Here is a 21,062-nt window from a genome sequence, read left to right on the forward strand (position 1 = left end):
CTATGAGAGCTATAATTATATCTATTTTCTTATCGGCCATCACCCTGACATGTTTTGGCCAGTACGGTAAGGATTTTCGTAACCTGGGCGATAGGGCATTTGCAGATAAGGATTATTACGAAGCCGCCTTTTACTACCGTAAGGTTGCCGAAGGTATGCACTTGCTGCAAAACAAAGAGGTGCCGTTTCAAACCATGAATAAGGCACCTAAAAAGGATAAACCGTCGGATGCTACTTATGTGAGCTACCGATTGGCAGAATCGTATCGTTTATATGAAAATTACATTGAAGCCGAAGGCTGGTATAAAAAGACCATCGATGCGCCGGACGCGGCTACTTATCCTTTAGCCCGGCTTTGGCATGGCGTATGCCTTCGCGCGATACAGCGCTTTGATGATGCTATTACAGAATTGCAGCAGTTTAACGCCGGCTACAATAAAACCGACGAATACAAGGCTATCGCTAACAAGGAAATAGCTAATTGCACGTTCGCCAAAGAGCAATACAAATATCCGCAACTGCTTGAAGTTGTAAAGTTAAAAGGCGATTGGAACTCGGACGGATCTGATTACGCCCTGCTTCAAACAGGCGATAACTTTATGTTTACCTCATCGCGTTTTGCAAAAGATGATAAAAAACATATCAACCGCATTTATACTGCCAAAGCTGCCAACGGTTTAAAACCGCAGGTGATCACCTTAAAAGATAACGATGCCAAAAAGGAAACAGAATATGGCACGCCTTCGTTAACGCCGGATGGTAAACGGATGTACCTTACCCGCTGGTATAAAGAAGGCAGCAAGGTTTATCATAGCATTTATTTTACCCAAAAGCAGGACAGCACCTGGCAGCCGTTACATAGGCTCGGTAATAATGTTAATGCCGATGGCTATAACGCAATACAGCCGTTTATCACTGCTGATGGGAAGAAGCTGTTCTTCGTATCAAACAAGCCTGGTGGCTTTGGCGGTGATGATATCTGGGTGAGCGATTTGGGGGATGACGGTGACGCCACGAACGCTGTGAACCTGGGTAGTACCATTAATACTGATCGTGACGAACAGTCACCTTATTATAATGCTGATGAAAAAAAGCTGATCTACAGTTCGAAAGGTTTTATTGGTTTAGGTGGATTTGATTTTTTTGAAAGTAAAGGTGACATAGGCAACTGGAGCGCACCGGTAAACATGGGTTATCCCATGAACTCAGCTAAGGACGACCTGTATTTTATGCCTGATAACAAGGATGCCAACAAATGGTACATCAGCTCGGACAGGGAATCAGATTGCTGTTTGAACCTGTTTGAGGTACGTAACAAGAGCTTTATTCTGTCCGGTATAGTTACCGATTGCGAAACCCATAAGCCATTAGCAGGTGTAAAGGTTAGTTTTATCGACTCGCTGGCAAAGCAAACCCTTAAGGAGCTAACTACCGGGGCCGATGCCAAATATGCTTTCAAAGTAACCTCAAAACGGCCATACAATTTAAAGCTCGAAAAAACAGGCTATTTCACCAAGGTATTGCCTATCCCTGCGAGTGGCCAAATGAGCAACGATACACTTTACAACGCAGAGATCTGCCTGCAGGCTTTTGAAAAAGATAAGCCTATAGTGATCAATAACATCCTATATGATTTCAACAAGGCAACCTTAAGGCCCGAATCTAAAACGGTGCTCAATAGCCTGGTTACCATTATGAAAGATAATCCTAAGATCATTGTGAGGCTTGGCGCGCACACCGACTCGATAGGTAGCGTAAAATACAACATCAAACTGTCGCAGGCCAGGGCGCAATCATGTGTGGACTATATTATAAGCCAGGGAATAACCAGTGAGCGCATCTACGCTAAAGGATACGGAAAAAGTATGCCTGTTGCACCAAACTCGCTGCCTAACGGCAAGGATAATCCAGCTGGACGACAACTTAACCGACGCACAGAATTTACAGTAGTAAAAACAGAATAATCATGGATCTATTAACCTAAGCTATTTTTTATGAAAGAGTCAGCAACATTTCACCGCCCGTTTTTAAGAACAAAAGGATTTTCAACCTTTCACATTCACATTTTTGAGCTGATACTGCTTGGTAAAGCCAATCGCGAGATCAACAGACTTATGGGATATACACCCAAATCGCACATGGTAGTTGACCATTCGCGCCAGGTTATGAATAAACTGCTCTCGTACGAGGGCTTGTGTAAACGTGATTATAAGGATAGGGTAGTATACCCCCGCAAATACCAGTTCTGGTGGAAAAAGCTGCTTGAAAAACATAAGAATACCCTGATCCAGAAAGCCATAATACCGGAGTACTACGAAGATGTAGCACCCGGAATTTAAAGATAAAGGGCATGCTGTTAGGTGACGTGCCCTGGGTTGTAATGGTTAGTACGAGCCCCGCGGATAAGTGTCTGTGGGGTTCGTTGTTTTTATTATTTCCGTAGAGACGTATCACATGCGTCTGACGTAGGATAAGGCACTTTCCCAATTTGGCAAATCCAATAATTTGCATGGGGGAGACGCATGTGATGCGTCTCTACATTGAATTTAATAGCCGTAACAATTCAATTACAAAGCCATCTCCACCTAAAATAAAGTGTATTTAATACACTCTGAATGTTTTAAATAGTTATTATTGTGTAAGCCAATTGTTTGAACAGCCCTTTTAGCAACACTGCATTTTATATTTTTTTGCCTTGTACATAAATCCTTTTAGCAAGGCGTGGGATAATGCTGCTTTTATGGCTGTTCATTAAATGTAAATCAATAATAATCTCAAACATGTCATTAAAAACAAAACTCACCTACGTTTTTTTGACAGGATTAACTTTCCTGCTTTATTCCTTTAAAAAACCGTTTGACAAGCCGCGCGTGCTTGTATTTTCCAAAACTTTAGGCTGGCACCATTCGTGCATCCCCTTCGGGATAGCGGCCATTCAAAAATTGGGTGATGAGAATGGATTCGATGTAGATACAACCACCAGTTCGGCTAATTTTAATGATGATAACCTTAAAAAATACCAGGCGGTAATATTTAACTGCACTACTGGCAATGTGCTTAATGCCGTTGAACAGGCGGCTTTTGAACGCTACATCCAGGCAGGGGGCGGCTTCATGGGCGTACACTCTGCTGCCGATACCGAGTACGACTGGCCGTGGTACGGCAAACTGGTTGGCGCGTATTTTTCAAGTCACCCCAATAATTCAAATATCCGTAAGGCAACTATTGATGTAACTGATAAAAGTCAGCCGGCTACGGCCAACCTGCCTACAAGGTGGGAGCGTACCGACGAATGGTACAACTACAAATCTATTTACAGCGGCATTCATGTGCTGGCAAGCCTTGATGAAAATACTTATGACGGCGGTACCAACGGTGCTAATCACCCTATAACCTGGTATCACGAGTTTGATGGCGGGCGTGCTTTTTACACAGGTTGCGGCCATACCGATGAAAGCTACAGCGATCCCTTGTTTTTGGGACAGCTGCTGGGCGGCATTAAATATGCTATGGGCAATGGCAAACCGCTTGATTATAACAAATCATACTCAAAAGTAGCTCCGGATCAAACCCGGTTTATCAAAACCGTTTTGGTGAGCAATATAGCCTCGCCCATGGAACTGGCTGCTGCCAAAGATGGCCGCGTGTTTTTTACCCAGTTGATGGGCAATTTTTCGGTTTACAACACTAAAACCAACAAATTTAAGGTGATCTATAAGTTTCCGATCACTTATGAGGGAGGTACAGGCGTAATTGGTTTGACGCTTGATCCGGATTTTGAAAAGAACCAGTTTGTTTACATTTATTATATGCCCGCCGGGCAAACCATTGAACCGCTTAACTTTCAGCTTTCAAGGTTTAAATTAAGCCCGGCGGATGTACTCGACCTAAAATCAGAAAAGATCTTATTGAAAGTGCCTGTTCAAAAGGTGAGCGGTGCGCACCACGGCGGTTCATTAGCCTGGGATAAAAATAAAAACCTGTATCTGTCTACGGGCGATAGTTCAAGCCCGTTTCCCTCTGATGGTTATGCGCCGTTGGATGAACGCCCCGGTACAGAACATTACAGTCTGGATGCGCAACGCAGCGCAGGCAATACCAATGATTTTAAAGGCAAGATTCTGCGCATTCATCCGGAAGCTGACGGTACATACACTATCCCCGAAGGAAATCTTTTTCCGAAGGGCACAGCTAAAACTAAACCAGAAATTTATGTAATGGGTTGCCGTAATCCGTACCGTATCGCTGTAAACCCTAAAACTTCGGTTTTATATTGGGGAGAGATAGGGCCGGATGCAGGTAATGACTCACCCCGAGGCCCGCGCGGATATGATGAGTTTAACCAGGCAAGGAAAGCCGGGAACTTTGGCTGGCCATATTTTGTGGGCAATAATTTTGCCTACTCGCATTGGGATTTTGTGAACGCCAAGCCGGGGCCAAACTTTGATCCTAAAGCGCCGGTAAATAATTCGCCTAATAATACCGGTTTAAATGTGCTGCCTCCGGCTATGCCTGCCATGATCTGGTACCCTTATGCTGCGTCGGATGAGTTTCCTGAATTGGGTATGGGAGGCCGCTGTGCCATTGGTGGAGACTTTTACGAGTTTGATAAAAATGTAAAAAATCCCAATAAGTTTCCCGAGTATTATGATGGTAGTTTATTTGTTGCAGATTGGATGCGTAACTGGGTGATCAACCTCCGTTTTGACCAGAACGAAAACTACCTGCGTAACGAGGCCTTTATGCCTGCCAACGGAGATTTCAGGCGGCCAATTGATATGCAGTTCGGCCCCGATGGTGCTTTGTATATGTTGGAATACGGTTCGGTTTACGGTGCGCAGAATGAAGATGCCCGTTTGGTCAAGATCGAGTATAATACAGGTAACCGTGCGCCGATTGCTAAAGCCAGCATTACGGATACGGCCGCGTTTAACAAGTTTGCCAAAACCAAATTTTTAACGGTGGAATTAAAAGAGTTCCCTGCAAAAAAGGAAATAGCAGGCCAAGCTCCACTTAAAGTAAGCTTCAGCAGCCAAAACAGTAAAGACCTTGACGATGACGACAAGATCACTTATCAATGGTTGTTTGACGGCAAAACAGTTGGCGCCACCACATCATCAGCCAGTTATACATTTACTAAGCCGGGCGTTTATAAAACCATTTTAAAAGTTACTGATAAAGGTGGCTTATCCAGCAGGGATACAGTAACTGTAAGGGTGGGCAATACCAAACCTGAAGTGACCATAGCGAGTGCCGATAATAAATCATTCATCTGGAAAGGCAACCCGTTCCGCTATCATGTGGTAGTTAGTGATAAAGAGGATGGTAAGATAGATCCTAAAAAAGTGAAACTGTTTTACATCTATAATCCCCAGCCATCGGCCAACAGCACTACCCAAAACCTAACTGCTTTGTCAACTACCGAAGTTAGTTATCCCGGCAAAGGTTTGATAGCTAACAGCGATTGTAAATCGTGCCATACTATTAATAAAACTGCTGTAGGGCCAAGCTTTTTGGCTATTGCCAATCGTTATAAAACCCAAAAGGGGGCTCTTGATCAGCTGTCTAAAAAAATAATTGCGGGTGGTGCAGGGAGCTGGGGAACAGAGCATGTGATGAGTGCGCATCCTCAACTATCAAATGCCGATACAAGGGAAATTGTGAAATACATTTTTTCACTAACAGATAAAAAGAGCCCTGTATTGCCGCTGCCTTTAACTGGTACGCTCAATTTGAAATTTAATGATGCTGAACCACGAGGCGAGTACGCCCTGCTTGCATCCTATACCGATAAAGGCGGCAAAATTGTTGGTCCGTTGAAGGCCACTGATATGGTAGTTTTGCGTAATTCGGCAATTAAGGCCGTTTATGCCGATGAATTGAAAGGTTTCAACAGGTTTAAAGACGATCTGTCGGCAGGTAACCATAAATCGTATGTGCTGTTCAGAAATATTGACCTTACCAATATCAGCAAGTTTGCATATAAATATGCCTCAAAGGATTATGACGGCGAGATTGAAGTAAGGATCGACTCGCAGGCCGGACCGGTGATTAGCTCCGTAGCCTATCAAACAACAGGTGCCTGGGACAAAATGGGTGAAGTAACCGGGACTTTAAATAAGCCCGTGAACGGAAAACATGATGTATATTTCTTTGCTATAAAACATGCTAAGCCAAGTGACGGTATTTTAAATCTGAAGAATATTCAGTTTGTTGAGTAATTCTATTTACATAACGTCATTGCGAGTAACCATCAGGGAAAACCTGAAAAAAATCGTAATGACGTAAAAAATATATTCCAGCGATACTGTGCGGGGGCCGCGTTAGTGATAGTAGCGGATACCGGCCATGTGGCTAATGCCTGTGCAGTATGAGCGGATAGCACGGGCCGCAGGCAACGCCCATATTCACAAAACTGATAAAAAAACATACCTAATAATCAATAACATACAATCACGTCATTATAAGGTACGAAGCAATCCCCAATAAGCAGATCCGCCCTGCATAGTTCGCGATTGCTTCGTACCTCGCAATAACGCCTTTTTTAAATCCTGATTAAATCATGAAAAAATCAATCTTATTTATAGCCCTTTTAGTCGCCGTGACCTTGGGGCAAAACGAAGCATCGGCACAAAATGAACCACTATTTACTAACGCCATAGGTGTACAGGCCTACACCTTTCGCAGCAGTATGCCCAAAGCAACAGCTGCAGTACTGGATACAATCAAATCTTTAGGTATTACCGAAATTGAAGGTGAGGGCCCCAAAGGAATGCCGCCTGAGGAGTTCAGGAAAATGTGTGATGATAGAGGCATAAGTATCCCATCAACAGGAGCAGGATACGATGCCATTGTGAATGATCCGGGCAGTGTGATCAAGCTGGCCAAAATATTAGGCGCTAAATACGTAATGGTTGCCTGGATTCCGCATGGTAAAGAGTTTACTTTAGATGACGCCAAAAAAGCAGCAGCTGACTTTAACCGCGTTGGCAAGATCCTGAGTGAAGCAGGTTTAACTTTCTGCTACCATAACCACGGTTATGAGTTTGGTCCTTATAACGATGGCACGCTGTTCGATTATATCGCCCAAAATACTAATCCCAAATATGTTTCATTTGAGATTGATATCTTATGGTCGTTCCATGGCGGGCAGGATCCGGCAGCCCTTATTAATAAATATCCTTCGCGTATGAAACTTATGCACCTGAAAGACATCCGCAAGGGTGTAGCTAATGACCTTACAGGTGGTACCGATACTAAAAACGATGTGGCGTTGGGTACCGGCCAAATTGATATTCCCGGAGTGTTGAAGGCCGCGAAAAAGGCCGGGATCAAACATTATTTTATTGAGGATGAAAGTCCATCGTACAGCGAACAGTTACCGGTTACCATTGCTTATCTGAAAGGTTTAAAAGATTAATATATGAGCAATTTAAACCGCAGGCAAGTGTTAAAAGCAATAGGTTTAACGGCAGGTGCCGCTGTGTTGAGCGAAGCGGGTGCAACGGCTACACCAATTGCCCCAAAAGCAGGTAATGGCTTTGTTTACTCGTTAAACATGAGTACTATCCGCGGGCATAACCTTGGTTTTGTCAGGGAACTTGAAGTAGCCGCCAAAGCAGGTTTTACTTCTGTTGAAATCTGGATAGATACTTTGCAAACCTATCTGCAGGGTAGAGGCACATTAACCGAAGCAAAAAAAATCATTGACGGATTGGGGTTGAAAATTGAAGACGCTATAGGCTTTGCCCCATGGCTGGTTGATGATGAGGCAACCCGCAAAAAAGGTTTAGAACAATTACAGCAGGAAATGGAAATGCTGGCAAAACTAGGTTGCCACCGCATAGCGGCGCCACCTGCAGGTATGACCCAAGGCCCCGTAATCGATCTGGATGTGGTTACTGAACGATATCTTACCATCCTGAAAATGGGCGAGCAAACCGGCGTTATGCCTCAGTTAGAGATGTGGGGAGGCTCACAAAATCTCAAACATATAAGTCAGGTACTTTATGTGGCTACGCAATGTGGTAATCCTAATGCCCGCATTTTGCTTGATGTATACCACATTTTTAAAGGTCGGTCGGCGGTTGAGGCCCTGAATTATGTTGGCCATCATGCACTGGATATTTTGCATGTAAACGACTATCCCGGAGGTATTAGCCCAGAACAAATTTCTGAACCGGACAGGGTTTATTGCGGCGATGGTATTGCTCCGCTTAAACAGATCCTGCAAATAGTTAAAAACCCCGAACGGCCGCTGGTGCTCTCGTTCGAGGTTTTTAATAAAAGTTATTATGCACAGGATGCCCTAACGGTAGCTAAAACTGCATTGGCGAAGATGAAGGCGGTGACCCCCTAACCCCCTAAAGGGGGAATTACTTGCAATTGTTTATGTATTGGGTGTTTATTCCCCTTCATAAACAAACTCAACACTGTCTTTTACCGTAAGACCGCTCATATTTTGCCCTACGTAAATTACAGTGTATTTTGATGGCTTGGTGATCTCATAGGCCTTCAACAGGTCAACAGTTGCTGATAGGCTGTCCTTCGGATTTACTTTAATATAGCTGCTGGCGGGCGGCGGCATCATTCTTTTGGCCATAGCTCCTTTGTATAGCATTTCTTGGCCGTTTGCATCTTTTACGTCGAGGTATTTGCTCATAAGCGGCTCAAATGGGGTATGCCATTTACAAAATTGACGGGCGGTGTCGGCATCGTTATAAACGGTAAATTTTAGTTCAACCGGATGTCCAATTTTGATGGCTTGCTTTATTTGCATTTTGGCAAACAAGCTTGCACTTGCAGCAGGGGCAACGTTTTGATTTTTAGCAGAATCAGAACCGGCAGATGTGTTTTTTACTTTGTTAACACCACATGCCGATAAGGTAAGCAGCGTTGCAGATAAGATTATTTTGTAGTTTTTCATACGCAAATGTAAGTACTTCAATAGTCATCAGACTGATGAATTATCTTATGAGTTCTTTTGACAACCATAAGCTGAAGAGAAATTGCTTTTAAAACACGTGGCACCTAACGGAGCCAATATCTTGGGGCCAAAATGTCTATAAACACGATATTCCTACGGAGTGTCTAACTAATTTTGCTTTAAACTCCGTAGGAATATCGTGTTTATAGGAAACAAACTGAAACTTTAAGGCTCCGTTAGGTGCCACGTGTTTACTATTGATTTTAAAAGCGATTTTCCTGTCATAAACAGGCTTAAATAAACAATGTTGTAAATTGCTGTAAGCATGAAACCTCAATTTAATCCTGCCTTAATATTAGGTTGCGTAATTTTGTGGGTATTATGGAGCAAATGGCTTTAGTTTCGGCATTAAAACATACCAGCCCGGTTGTCAAGAAAGATCAGCCGGATGATAGCTATAAATTTCAGCCCCTGCCAGAGCCCACTGGTAACTATCCTTATCATTTATCTGTACATGATGTGTTATCGGGTGTAGCTGATCATAAAATGGTTTTTCATATGGTAGGGGATACCGGCAGTATCCGTAACCCCGGATCGCAGCGGCGAATAGCCGGTTTGATGGCCGAACAATATAAAATGTTCTCCGGCGCTGATAAACCAAAGTTTTTATACCATTTGGGCGACGTTGTTTACAATTACGGAGAGGCCCAAAACTATCACGACCAGTTTTTTGAACCATATAGCCTCTACCCGGGCCCAATTTTCGCGATAGCCGGCAACCATGATAGCGACGTAAATCCGGCTGCTGAAATGCCCTATCAAAGCCTTGATGCGTTTACAACAGTATTTTGCGATACTGTTTCGCGCCCGGTAATGCTGAGCCGGAAGATCAACCGCAAAAGCATGCCGCAGCCCAATATTTACTGGACAATGGAAACACCGCTGGCAACTATCATCGGTTTGCATACCAATGTGCCTAAGTATGGCGTTGTTACCCGCGAGCAACGCGATTGGTTTATGGAAGAGCTAAGATCGGCAGATATGCAACGTCCCGAAAAAGCTGTTATCCTTTGTATGCATCATGCTCCCTATTCAGCCGATATTAATCATGGGGCCAGTTTGCCGATGATTGATTTTTTAGAAGGAGTTTTTGCGGAAACCGGCATCCGGCCCGATATCGTTTTTAGCGGGCACGTGCATAACTACCAGCGTTTCAGCAAGCAATATGATGACTTAACAGTGATGCCTTATATTGTTGCCGGTACCGGGGGCTTTGACGAGTTGCATCCAATTGCTTTGACTAATAACGAAGGTTTTACTGCCGGAGATTCGCGATTTGACGGTGTAAGCCTTGGATATAGTTGTGATACCAGGCATGGCTTCTTAAAAATAAGCATCGAACGCGATGACAGGGGGCTTACGCTAACCGGAGAGTATTATACCGTAGCAGATGAAGATGAACATACATCTGTTTTAACGGATAGTTTTGTTGTGAAGATCTGAAAGATAAAAGATATAACAAAACGGGAGGCTATACCTCCCGTTTATTGTTTACTATTAAAGCTCAATACCCTGTATCGCTTTATCTAAAGCTGTTTCCTGTAACCCCGGCACTTTTATACCTTCAACTCTGAAAGCTTTGATATCTGTCATACCCAAAAAGCCTAAGGCCGCTCTTAAATAAGGCTCGGTAAAATCATAAGCTTTCATAAACCCCTCAGAGTAAACACCGCCCGATGAGATAGCCAGGTACACTTTTTTGTTTTTAACCAGGCCTTCAGGTCCTTTTTCGCCATAGCTGAAAGTTTTGCCGGCACGGGCAATATGGTCTATCCACGTTTTTAAGGTTGATGGAATACCGAAGTTGTACATTGGAGTATCAATAACTACGGCATCAGCATTCAATAACTCGGCAATAGCTTCGTCCGAATGTTTAACGGCTTCAATAAGCTCTGGCGTCCTTTTTTCTTCGGGAGTGTAAAAAGATGTTATGTGTGCCTCTTCCAGATGCGGGAACGGTGTGGCAGTTAAATCATGAGTGGTTAATGTATTATCCGGGTGGGCAGATTGCAACTCGCTAACAATAGCGTTGCCTAATTTTACGCTGAATGATGCTTCGCCCTGTGGGCTGCTGATGAGATGTAATATTTTCATTGTTGTTTATTTTGTAGCAGCAAAATTACCTTGCTTAACTATCAAAAAGATACTACTATCCTAAAGGATACCGGTATCCTTTAGGATAGTAGTATCTCGGTCTTTTAATATCTGTTTGAACATCAAATAGATGTGGGTTGTGCGGATTTTGCCGTTGTTACGCGGCGCTTAAATTATGGAGTTTGAAGAAGAGCGCGTTCTGACAACCGATTAGCCTTTTTAAAAAGTTCGTTTTTGCTGGAATTTGCAGGTTTTTTGTTGTTTTAACCCGTTCATTACCACGTATTTATACGTGCTTTAATTGCGTATAAATACGTGGTAATTAGCGTGCATACACTTGCAGGTTACTAAAGCCGGATGCCCAACTTTGGTATAACATCAGCAGCCAAACTGCAACCACCTATAAACATCTAATTATCATGATTTACCAAACCTTAAGCTTTTTAGCTGAACAGTTAAATAACTATCTCAAAACAACAGATGGGAACAGCGGGCTTAGTTCAACCTTTACCCAGCTTAAAAACGTAGCCCATTTGAGCGAAGATGAGATCAAAGGTTTGGAAAATATCCTGGTTACGCTGGTAAATATCTCCGAAGAATTTACCATGAAAAACATCCCCAACTATGTGCGTAATGGCGACGATATCAACTACCGAAATGCACCAATGTACCTTAACCTGTATGTGCTGTTTTCGTCATGCCTCTTTAGCTCCTACGAAAAGTCACTGATCTTTCTTTCACATATAGTTGAGTTTTTTCAGGGCAAAAACACGTTTACCAAACAAAACAGTCCCACTACAAAAGTTGGCCTCGGCGACTTCCGCCTTATACTTGATATCTACTCGCCCACATTTGAGCAGGCCAATTACCTGTGGAGCACGCTGGGCGGCAAACAATTTCCATATGTACTATACCGCGTTCGCCTTGTTGAAATATTACGCGACAATGTAACCGAAACACGCGGCATCATTAAAAAGATAGAACTGAGCGATAAACTGAGTTAACGATTAGTGCGGGCAGTAAACCTATAAATTATAACCCGATGGTACTTGACCTGAATTACGAAACGCTTTTTGAGATTGACATCCGTCATCATTATCACCTTGATGACGGCGTCACGCTTTTTGATACGCTGAGCGCCGATGCGCGCCTGGCTATGCTGGAGCGGTATGACATAGGCAGTTTCATGAGCGTAACACCTACCAAAGCTACAAGGGCAAAGTTTGCGGGTTTGCATATAGTTTATAAACAAACCGAAACCGGTGTTATTACCGGTATTCCGTATACTTTGAACGGTACTAAGGAGCAACCACAGATAGTTCCGGCAGATGACGAAGTATTCAGCTTTAGTTTAGCCATTAACGATGGCCTTTTTGCCAACTATAGTTCATTGCCTTTAAAAGCGCCCGACGGAATGGTGTATTTTTTTACCAACGATCCTTCATTATCGCCGCGTGTGTCTCCGTTTATAACTGCCACACCAGGTGTATATAAGGCGGCTACCGATTATTATCCGGGTGATATGCTGGTTGATAACCAGGCTACGCCAACCAAATTGTTCATCGCGCAGCAAAAAAATAGCCTCGACCCAACTGCAGGGGCCACGCCTGCAGGTAACTGGATCACCGACCCGCTGGTTGGTGGAAAACCTTTGGCTTATGCCGGTAACAGCGATCTGATCCGCCAGTTTGGGCGGGTATTTAGCTACCAGGTAACAGTAGCAAATAAAACCCCGGCATTAACGATAAAAGACAGGGCCGGTAACGTGGTGAATGTAGTTACCAGTGTAGAGACCGGTCCTCTGAATATTATAAAAGCCGACATAAGCAGTTTGCCTGAGGGCTTGTATACTGCCCACCTGGCTGATACCGGTTATACTGATGATTTTCCTTTTTATTATAGTACAGATGCATCGGCATGGGCTTTTATAGATATCTGCGTTAAAACCAGCGGCGTTGCTTATAATCTGATGCAGGCTGATACTACCCTGAAATCGCCGGTGTTTAGCTTACGGTTCAAAAACAGGGCTACTTACTGGCGGTATATAGGTACAGCTTTCGGGGCCGCATCGGTAAGTGATAATGCGCTGCCGCTTACAAGGCAGGGTTTTATAACCGTGAAAGTGAAGGATAAAAATAATAATCTGACAACTGTCGATCTGCCTAACGCAACGGCATCGCTCATAAAACCAGAAACCAACCAGATTTTTTCAGACATATTTTTTTAGCAAGTAAAAAACAGTAATATGGCAACAACATACAAAACTCCGGGTGTTTACGTGGAAGAAATTCCGCTCCTACCTCCATCGGTAGCCGAGGTTGAAACGGCTATCCCGGCCTTTATAGGCTACACACAAAATATTAGCTACAACGGGGCGTCATTGCAGTACAACCCTGTCAGGATCAAATCGCTTAAAGAGTATGAGCAGATCTTTGGTTTTGCCGAAAATACTTTGTTCACCACTGCCGGAACTACAACCGGTATCAAGATCAAAAAGACAGCCGGCGTATTTTCGTTTGATGCCGCGGTAGATGATCCTTATCCAGCCCTGAAATTCAGGATGTATTATTGCCTGCAGCTTTATTTTGCGAATGGTGGCGGGCCGTGTTATATCGTGTCGGCCGGCCAAACCGGTGCGGCTGTTAATGTAGATAAAACGCTGCTTACCAATGCGCTTGCTGCAGTGCAAAAAGAAGATGAGCCTACCATCCTGCTGTTTACAGATGCGGTAACCCTTACTGTTGCCGCAGATTACTACGGTTTATATACCGCGGCATTGGCCCAGGCCGCATTTTTACAGGATAGGGTGGTGCTTATTGACCCATATGTGGCCGTTGCCGATAAAGGCAAAAAAGCATTCGGCGATATAGCTACAGCCTTCCGTACTGCTATCGGGGTTAATAACCTGAGCTATGGTGCCGCATATTATCCGTGGCTGCAAACCAGCATCAATTATTTCAGCAATGAAAGCAAACAGCTGATTGTTTCCGGAACAGGCGTTACCGCAACTGATTTTCCGGCTACTGCGGTGCTGCGGGATGATACCAATACCGCCAATTCTATCTATCACATCAACAGCGATCTGTATAACTATATCACTCAGCAAACCAACCTGTTCTCGGTTATTTTACCTCCGGCAGCGGCAATAGCAGGCGTGTATGCGTCTGTTGATAACACGCGCGGTGTTTGGAAAGCGCCGGCAAATGTGAGCCTAAACCTGGTATCGGCCCCAATGGTTAAAATTGACGATAGCGACCAGGAAGATATGAACGTAACCAGCACCGGTAAATCGGTAAATGCTATCAGGGCATTTTCAGGCAAAGGTGTATTGGTTTGGGGCGCGCGTACACTGGCCGGTAATGATAACGAATGGCGTTACATATCGGTAAGGCGTTTCTTTAACATGGTTGAAGAATCGGTTAAAAACTCAACCCAGCCCTTTGTATTTGAGCCAAATGATGGCAATACCTGGGCAAAGGTGCGCGGCATGATAGCCAACTTTTTAATACTGCAATGGCGTGCCGGTGCCCTACAGGGAGCTAAGCCCGAAGATGCCTTCTTTGTGCACGTTGGCCTTGGCGAAACCATGACCTCTTTAGATATTCTTGAAGGCAGGCTCATTGTTGAGGTAGGCATGGCAGTGGTTCGTCCGGCCGAGTTTATTATTCTGCGTTTCAGTCATAAAATGGTTCAATCTTAAATCAAATAGTCATGGCTTATAAAACACCCGGAGTTTACGTGCAGGAGATTGCACTGTTTCCGCCATCAGTTGCCCAGGTTGAAACCGCTATACCTGCTTTTATTGGCTTTACCGCCTTTGCCCTTACCCCCGAGGGTAAATCGCTGGTGAACGTTCCAACCCGTATAAAATCGCTATTGGAGTTTGAAAGCTTATTTGGGGGCGATTATGTACCAACAACCGTTAAGGTTACCGTTAACCCGGCTACAAACCAGATCCTGAACGTAGTGCCTGATAAACGCTTTCAGTTGTATGTATCACTCAGGCAATACTTTGATAATGGCGGCGGGCCATGTTATATCGTTTCTGTTGGAGATTTCTCAGCAGCGGTAACAGCAGCTCCTATATCAGGAGGTATTGATACGCTTTCGGCCGAAGATGAGCCTACGCTGATCCTTTTCCCCGATGCGGTTCAATTGTTAGCTGGTGGTAATCCCGATCTTGTTGGCTTTAGCGGTTTGCAAACCCAGGCATTAGCCTTGTGCGCTACCATGCAGGACAGGTTTTCGATACTTGACCTTTTACAGGGCGATAAACGGCAGGATACAACCAATAAGCCGATAGATAATTTCCGAAGCTCAATAGGGATCAATAATCTAAATTATGGTGCGGCTTATTATCCCTGGATAATTACAAGCTATGATGTTAATGTTGATTTCAGGCAGCTGGAGTTTTGGAACAATGCCGCCACACCGGTTAAGATCACCAACTACGATAGCTTTTCAAAAAGCCCTGCCGAAAAAACGCTTGTGACCAATCTGCAAAATGCTATAAAAGATACCGACAAGGTAATAGGTTCTGTATTTAGCGCAGCGGCGGATGCAACCGCCCTAAGGGTAAGCGGTGTTGATGCCGTGAAAGCTAAATTAACCGCACTGGCAAATAACATTGCCCAAAACGTAACTCCCGATGTGCAGTTAACTGCTTATCTGGATTTATTAGCCGCAATTGTCACCGCCGGTAAAAAGGCAAAGGATGCACCGGCTGTTGGCGCGCTTTATGGCAAAGACATTGACGCGTTAAGTAAAGATACCAAGCTTGAAGCCGCCATCACCAACCTGATTGCCTACGAAAAAAACAACAAGGTTGCTGCTAATACAACTGCCGGTCGTAATCCGGCAACTGTTTATTCGGTATTGGATAATACGCCCTGGGTAGCCAATTCAACCTACGCGGCAATAATAGCCAATGGTGATCCTTTTACTAAGGATGCAGCAGGAGCGCTTTCAATTGTTCAGGCATTGCAGGATACTGTTGCCACTATTTTAACAGGCCTGGGTGCATTAATAAATGGTGCATTGTTTTATGAAAACCTGGCTGAGCAGGCACTGTTTTCGGGTAACGTATTTTTCGGTGCGGCAAACTCGGCAGTAACGCTTAAAATGAGTACCATCCCTCCTTCGGGGGCAATTGCCGGGGTTTATGCCAATGTTGATGGCTCCCGCGGCGTTTGGAAAGCGCCTGCCAATGTAAGTCTTAATAATGTAATTGGCCCCGCTGTAAAAATTGACAACAGCGATCAGGACGATATGAATGTTACCGCAACCGGTAAATCAATTAATGCCATCAGGGCCTTCGCCGGCCGCGGCACTTTGGTTTGGGGGGCGCGTACTTTAACCGGTAATGATAACGAATGGCGCTACATCCCGGTAAGGCGGTTCTTCATCATGGTTGAAGAATCGGTTAAAAAAGCTACCTATCCTTTCGTTTTTGAAAATAACGATGCCAACACCTGGACAAAAGTAAGGGTGATGATCCAGAACTTTTTAACCCTGCAATGGCGTGCCGGTGCATTACAAGGCGCTAAACCCGAAGATGCGTTTTTTGTACACGTTGGCCTTAACGAAACCATGACTGCGCTTGATATTTTAGAAGGCCGCATGATAGTTGAAATAGGTATGGCTGCAGTAAGGCCTGCCGAGTTCATCATCCTCCGTTTTTCACACAAAATGCAGGAGAGTTAATTAAATAAAATCTGTTGAATTTCATTTAAAACAAATAAAATGGCAAATTATCCTCTACCCAAATTCCATTTCCAGGTTGACTGGGGTGGCACACGTATCGGTTTTACAGAAGTAACCGGCTTACAGATAGAAACCGAAGTGATTGAATACCGCGAAGGCAGCAGCAAGGAATACAATAAGGTAAAGATGCCTGGTATGCGCAAATATGGTAACATCACCCTAAAACGCGGCACATTTGCTAATGATAACGAGTTTTATGACTGGATGAACACTGTGAAACTAAACCAGATAGACCGTCGTGACCTTACCATTAACCTGCTTAATGAAGAGCATCAGCCGGTTGTTACATGGTCGGTTAAAAATGCTTTCCCGGTTAAGATTCAGTCGGCCGATTTGAAGGCAGATGCCAACGAGGCAGCAATTGAAACGCTTGAGGTTGCTCACGAAGGTTTAACTATCAAAAACGGCTAATCATGGCCTTCGACGCTAAATCAGGTTATCCGCCTTTAGGCTTTCACTTTAAGGTGGTGTTTACGGGCATCGGCGATGAAAATATCGACAGCAGGTTTCAGAATGTATCAGGCCTATCCATGGAGATGGAAACAGAATCCAAAAAGGAGGGTGGCGAAAATCGTTTTGAACATGCGCTGCCGGTGAGGGCCAAGTTTCCGGCACTGGTGCTGAAACGGGGGCTCATTACCGAATCAAAACTGCTGATGGATTGGTGCAATAACGTGTTCAATAATTTTATTATCGAACCTAAAGACCTTACCGTAAGCCTGCTTAACGAAGAACATGACCCGCTTTTGACCTGGAATGTAGTACAGGCCTGGCCCAAAAAATGGAGCCTGAGTGATCTGAATGCCGAGCAAAACAGCATCGCAATTGAAAGTTTTGAGCTGCAATACCAGTATTACACACTTCAAACCTGATGTTATGCCAATCGAGATCAGAGAATTGAACATCCGCGTAAGCGTAAACCAAAGCCCGGCCGAGCAGGATTCAAAGCCCTCAGGCGGTGGCGGCGGACAGGGCGGTGGCGGCGGTGATAAAGATGAGATCATTGCCGAATGCGTGGAGCAGATATTGGAGATTTTGAAAAATAAAAACGAACGCTGATGGCCGATAATGTAACCAAAATGAAGATCGTAGCCTGGTCCGATCCGCAGAGCAAAAAGGAAGAAGGCTCCATGTTTGTGCAGGTCAACCCCGAAAGCTATAGCCAGAAGATCGAGATCAAGTATTCTGACAAGCAGGCGCAGGGTACATCAGGCAAGCTGCCTAAGTTCTCCAAGATCGAGCCGCAGAAGATGGATTTCGAGCTGATGTTTGACCGGACCGGGGTTATCAACGGTGCTACAGCCGGCGATTTAGGGGTTGATGAGGATATCGACAACCTGCAAAAGCTAATCATTGAATACCAAGGCGATAAGCACAGGCCAAGGTTTGTGAGCATCTACTGGGGTACACTTCAGTTTGATGGCGCATTGGAAACCATGGATATCAGCTACAAACTTTTTGATAGCCAGGGTCGTCCGCTCAGGGCTATTGTAAAAGCTTCGTTCATTGGTTCTGTTGAGGACAAAAAGCGGGTTGCTAAGGAAAATGCGCAATCGCCCGATTTAACCAAGGTTAGGGTGATTAATGAAGGTGATACTTTACCGCTGCTCTGCTACCAGATCTACGGTGATTCAAAGTATTACATCGAAGTAGCCCAGGCAAATAACCTCAACGATTTCAGGTATCTCGCAACAGGTACAAAAATCAAGTTTCCACCATTAAACCAGTAACAGATCATGGCAGATAGCCGCACCATAGAAACCACCCGGCCAAGTACCGTTGTTACCCCCATTGTAAAAATTGAGGGTACCGAGATACCGCGCACCCTACAGGTGGAGGCTATAGTGATTGATAAGGGCGTAAACCGTATAGCTGCTGCCAAACTGGTGATCGTGGATGGTGATACCTCGGCCCAAAAGTTTGACGCCAGCAACGGCGACTTATTTATACCGGGAAAAAACATCGAGATCCTGTGCGGTTACGAGTCGGATAATTATACGCTTTTTAAAGGTGTGGTTATCAAACATAGTATCAAGCTACGTAACAGTGGTTCGCAGCTGGTTATTGAATGCCGCGATAAGGCGATTGCCATGACCCTTGCCCGCCACAGCAAATACTTTGGCGAAAATGTGAAAGACAGTGATGCTATAACCACCCTAACAGGTACTTATAGCGGTTTAACAGCCGATGTTGCAGATATGAACATCACCACCAGCGACCTGGTACAATATGAGGCCACTGATTGGGATTTTATAACCGGTCGCGCAGAACTAAACGGGATGCTGGTTTATACCGATGATAATACCTTATCCATTAAAAAACCCGAAATAAGCGGTACAGCGGTTGTGGAATTATCATTTGGTGCTACCATGCTGGAGTTGGATGCCGAGATTGATTCACGCATTCAGTTCCCCTCCATAACCGGCCGCACCTGGAACCCTGCATCGCAGGAAATTGAAAAGGTTGATGCCAACCCGCCATCCGGCGAGTTGAATGGGAATCTTAGTTCTGATGATCTGGCAGGCGTATTCAATGAAAATAAATATCAGCTCAATCATGGCGGCAAGCTTTCGCAGCCCGAACTGCAGGCCTGGGCAACAGCGCTCAAGCAAAAGCAGGTACTTTCAAAGGTACGGGGCAGGGTAAAGTTTAAAGGTATTCACACGGTAAAGCCGGGCATGATTATCAAACTCAGCAACCTGAGCGACAGGTTTAACGGCAATGCCTTTGTTAGTCATATTCAGCATCATGTATCTGCCGGCGACTGGCAGCTTGAGGTGCAATTTGGCTTAGACCCGCAATGGTTTACCGAAAAGTTTGATACCAGTATAAAGCCGGCTTCAGCTTTGATCCAGGCGGTGCCCGGTTTGCAGATAGGTGTGGTAACCCAACTGGAAAGCGACCCTGATGGCGAATGCCGGATCCTGGTGCGCATGCCGGTGATCAGTCCCGATGATCAGGGGATCTGGGCACGCGTGGCCACCTTAGATGCCGGTAAAGATCGTGGAAGTTTCTTTTTGCCCGAAGTTGGCGACGAAGTAGTAGTAGGCTTTTTAAACAGCGATCCGCGCAAGCCGGTAGTACTGGGCATGCTTAACAGCAGCAGTAAAAACGCTCCGTTAACGGCCGCCGATGCCAATAACCAAAAGGGCTTTGTAACCCGCAGTAAAATGAAACTTGTTTTTGATGACGATAAAAAATCGGTAACCATTGAAACGCCTGCCGGAAAAAAGATAACCATGGATGAAGATGCCGGGGCGATAGAACTAAAAGACGAGAACAATAACTCGATAAAAATGAACAGTGATGGTATAACCATCGAAACCCAGGGCAAACTGGTGCTTAAAGCCCAGCAGGATTTTAATGCCGAGGGCATGAATTTAAGCCTGAAAGCCAATACCGCGCTTTCGGCCGAGGGATCGGCCAGTGTGGAAGTAAAATCAAGCGGAACAGCGGCGCTTAAAGGCTCAATTGTACAAATAAATTAATAACAAAAAATGGCAGCAGCAGCACGGATAGGCGATATGCACGTATGCCCTATGGTTACAGGCGTAGTGCCTCATGTAGGCGGGCCGGTAATAGGGCCGGGGGTACCAACGGTGCTTATTGGCGGCATGCCTGCGGTATGCGTAGGCGATATGTGTACCTGTGTTGGTCCGCCCGATTCAATCATCATGGGTTCGGCAACGGTGCTGATAGGGGGGAAACCCGCCGCCCGCATGGGCGATAGCACAGCCCATGGCGGATCGATAGTGTTAGGCTGCCCAACAGTAATAATCGGAGGTTGATCAATGGAACCAAAAATACCTTTTATAGGCCGGGGATGGAGTTTCCCGCCAAGTTTTGACAAGGCTGCCGGCAAAGTTGAGATGCTTACCGACGAGGCCGATATTGAAAGCAGCCTTGGCATACTGTTTACCACCCGGCTGGGCGAACGTATTATGCAGCCAACCTTCGGGTGCGATTTGCAAAATATAGTTTTTGAGGCTGTGAACCTCACCCTCAAAACCTATATCAAAGATTTGATTGAAACAGCTGTGCTGTACTTTGAACCAAGAATAACGCTCAACAGCACCGAGGTTGACAGCAGTATGGATAGCGAAGGGGTTTTACTTATTAAGCTCAATTACACGGTACGTACCACCAATTCAAGGTACAACTATGTGTTCCCTTATTATAAAAATGACATTACCAGCATAACTACCAACCAATAACCAAA

General features: G+C 44.8%; 19 protein-coding genes. 17 read left to right on the forward strand and 2 right to left on the reverse strand.

Translation table 11 applies throughout. The features are described 5' to 3' along the window. Positions 1 to 2: 2 nt before the first annotated feature. From ACEN9X_RS21425 to ACEN9X_RS21445, 5 genes are all read left to right on the forward strand, one after another. Complete coding sequence (locus tag ACEN9X_RS21425) at positions 3 to 1,964, forward strand: OmpA family protein (RefSeq protein ID WP_413667079.1); 1,962 nt, start codon at positions 3 to 5, stop codon at positions 1,962 to 1,964. Between the two features lie 30 nt (positions 1,965 to 1,994). Further along, a complete protein-coding gene (locus ACEN9X_RS21430; protein ID WP_091211191.1) occupies positions 1,995 to 2,339 on the forward strand; it encodes a hypothetical protein in 345 nt (114 codons plus the stop codon). Between the two features lie 441 nt (positions 2,340 to 2,780). Continuing rightward, positions 2,781 to 6,221: a ThuA domain-containing protein gene (locus ACEN9X_RS21435; protein ID WP_413667080.1), complete on the forward strand. Its 3,441-nt coding sequence runs from the start codon at positions 2,781 to 2,783 to the stop codon at positions 6,219 to 6,221. A 341-nt stretch (positions 6,222 to 6,562) separates the two neighbouring features. Next, positions 6,563 to 7,420, forward strand: coding sequence for a sugar phosphate isomerase/epimerase family protein (locus ACEN9X_RS21440; RefSeq protein WP_413667081.1), 858 nt, complete (start codon positions 6,563 to 6,565; stop codon positions 7,418 to 7,420). Positions 7,421 to 7,423: 3 nt separating this feature from the next. Then, positions 7,424 to 8,359, forward strand: a complete 936-nt coding sequence (locus tag ACEN9X_RS21445) for a sugar phosphate isomerase/epimerase family protein (RefSeq protein WP_413667082.1) — start codon at positions 7,424 to 7,426, stop codon at positions 8,357 to 8,359. A gap of 45 nt (positions 8,360 to 8,404) precedes the next feature. On the opposite strand, the gene ACEN9X_RS21450 is transcribed toward ACEN9X_RS21445, so the two are convergent. Continuing rightward, entirely contained in the window at positions 8,405 to 8,926 is a 522-nt protein-coding gene (locus ACEN9X_RS21450) for a protease (protein ID WP_413667083.1), read from the reverse strand. A gap of 390 nt (positions 8,927 to 9,316) precedes the next feature. Here ACEN9X_RS21450 and ACEN9X_RS21455 point away from each other — a divergent pair, with 390 nt between their 5' ends. Further along, positions 9,317 to 10,429, forward strand: coding sequence for a metallophosphoesterase family protein (locus tag ACEN9X_RS21455; RefSeq protein WP_413667084.1), 1,113 nt, complete (start codon positions 9,317 to 9,319; stop codon positions 10,427 to 10,429). Between the two features lie 54 nt (positions 10,430 to 10,483). Here the strand turns inward: ACEN9X_RS21455 and ACEN9X_RS21460 are convergent, their stop codons facing one another. Continuing rightward, on the reverse strand, positions 10,484 to 11,080 hold the full coding sequence (locus ACEN9X_RS21460) for an FMN-dependent NADH-azoreductase (protein WP_413667085.1): 597 nt from the start codon (positions 11,078 to 11,080) through the stop codon (positions 10,484 to 10,486). Between the two features lie 419 nt (positions 11,081 to 11,499). Here ACEN9X_RS21460 and ACEN9X_RS21465 point away from each other — a divergent pair, with 419 nt between their 5' ends. Genes ACEN9X_RS21465 through ACEN9X_RS21515 form a run of 11 tightly spaced genes read left to right on the forward strand, consistent with a single transcriptional unit; the run spans position 11,500 to position 21,057 of the window. Continuing rightward, on the forward strand, positions 11,500 to 12,084 hold the full coding sequence (locus ACEN9X_RS21465; RefSeq protein WP_413667086.1) for a DUF4255 domain-containing protein: 585 nt from the start codon (positions 11,500 to 11,502) through the stop codon (positions 12,082 to 12,084). 38 nt (positions 12,085 to 12,122) lie between these two features. After that, a complete protein-coding gene (locus ACEN9X_RS21470) occupies positions 12,123 to 13,307 on the forward strand; it encodes a hypothetical protein (protein WP_413667087.1) in 1,185 nt (394 codons plus the stop codon). An 18-nt stretch (positions 13,308 to 13,325) separates the two neighbouring features. Beyond that, positions 13,326 to 14,780 (forward strand): phage tail sheath family protein, encoded by a 1,455-nt coding sequence (locus ACEN9X_RS21475; protein ID WP_413667088.1) that lies wholly within the window; start codon positions 13,326 to 13,328, stop codon positions 14,778 to 14,780. Between the two features lie 11 nt (positions 14,781 to 14,791). Next, positions 14,792 to 16,783: a phage tail sheath C-terminal domain-containing protein gene (locus ACEN9X_RS21480; protein WP_413667089.1), complete on the forward strand. Its 1,992-nt coding sequence runs from the start codon at positions 14,792 to 14,794 to the stop codon at positions 16,781 to 16,783. A gap of 39 nt (positions 16,784 to 16,822) precedes the next feature. Continuing rightward, entirely contained in the window at positions 16,823 to 17,254 is a 432-nt protein-coding gene (locus ACEN9X_RS21485) for a phage tail protein (protein ID WP_091211201.1), read from the forward strand. Between the two features lie 2 nt (positions 17,255 to 17,256). After that, the gene (locus tag ACEN9X_RS21490; protein ID WP_090524166.1) at positions 17,257 to 17,715 is read left to right on the forward strand and encodes a phage tail protein; all 459 of its coding nucleotides are present in this window, start codon (positions 17,257 to 17,259) and stop codon (positions 17,713 to 17,715) included. Between the two features lie 4 nt (positions 17,716 to 17,719). Next, entirely contained in the window at positions 17,720 to 17,902 is a 183-nt protein-coding gene (locus tag ACEN9X_RS21495) for a DUF5908 family protein (RefSeq protein ID WP_121227826.1), read from the forward strand. Next, positions 17,902 to 18,573: a CIS tube protein gene (locus tag ACEN9X_RS21500; protein WP_413667090.1), complete on the forward strand. Its 672-nt coding sequence runs from the start codon at positions 17,902 to 17,904 to the stop codon at positions 18,571 to 18,573. The genes ACEN9X_RS21495 and ACEN9X_RS21500 overlap by 1 nt, the downstream gene beginning before the upstream one ends. Positions 18,574 to 18,579: 6 nt before the next feature. Further along, a complete protein-coding gene (gene vgrG / locus ACEN9X_RS21505; RefSeq protein WP_413667091.1) occupies positions 18,580 to 20,331 on the forward strand; it encodes a type VI secretion system tip protein VgrG in 1,752 nt (583 codons plus the stop codon). Positions 20,332 to 20,340: 9 nt separating this feature from the next. After that, entirely contained in the window at positions 20,341 to 20,631 is a 291-nt protein-coding gene (locus ACEN9X_RS21510) for a PAAR domain-containing protein (RefSeq protein WP_121227820.1), read from the forward strand. Positions 20,632 to 20,634: 3 nt separating this feature from the next. Beyond that, positions 20,635 to 21,057 (forward strand): GPW/gp25 family protein, encoded by a 423-nt coding sequence (locus ACEN9X_RS21515; RefSeq protein WP_413667092.1) that lies wholly within the window; start codon positions 20,635 to 20,637, stop codon positions 21,055 to 21,057. The last annotated feature ends 5 nt before the right edge of the window (positions 21,058 to 21,062 follow it).

Origin of the sequence: Mucilaginibacter sp. Mucisp86 (assembly GCF_047324315.1) — a bacterium.
Classification (GTDB): Bacteria; Bacteroidota; Bacteroidia; order Sphingobacteriales; family Sphingobacteriaceae; genus Mucilaginibacter.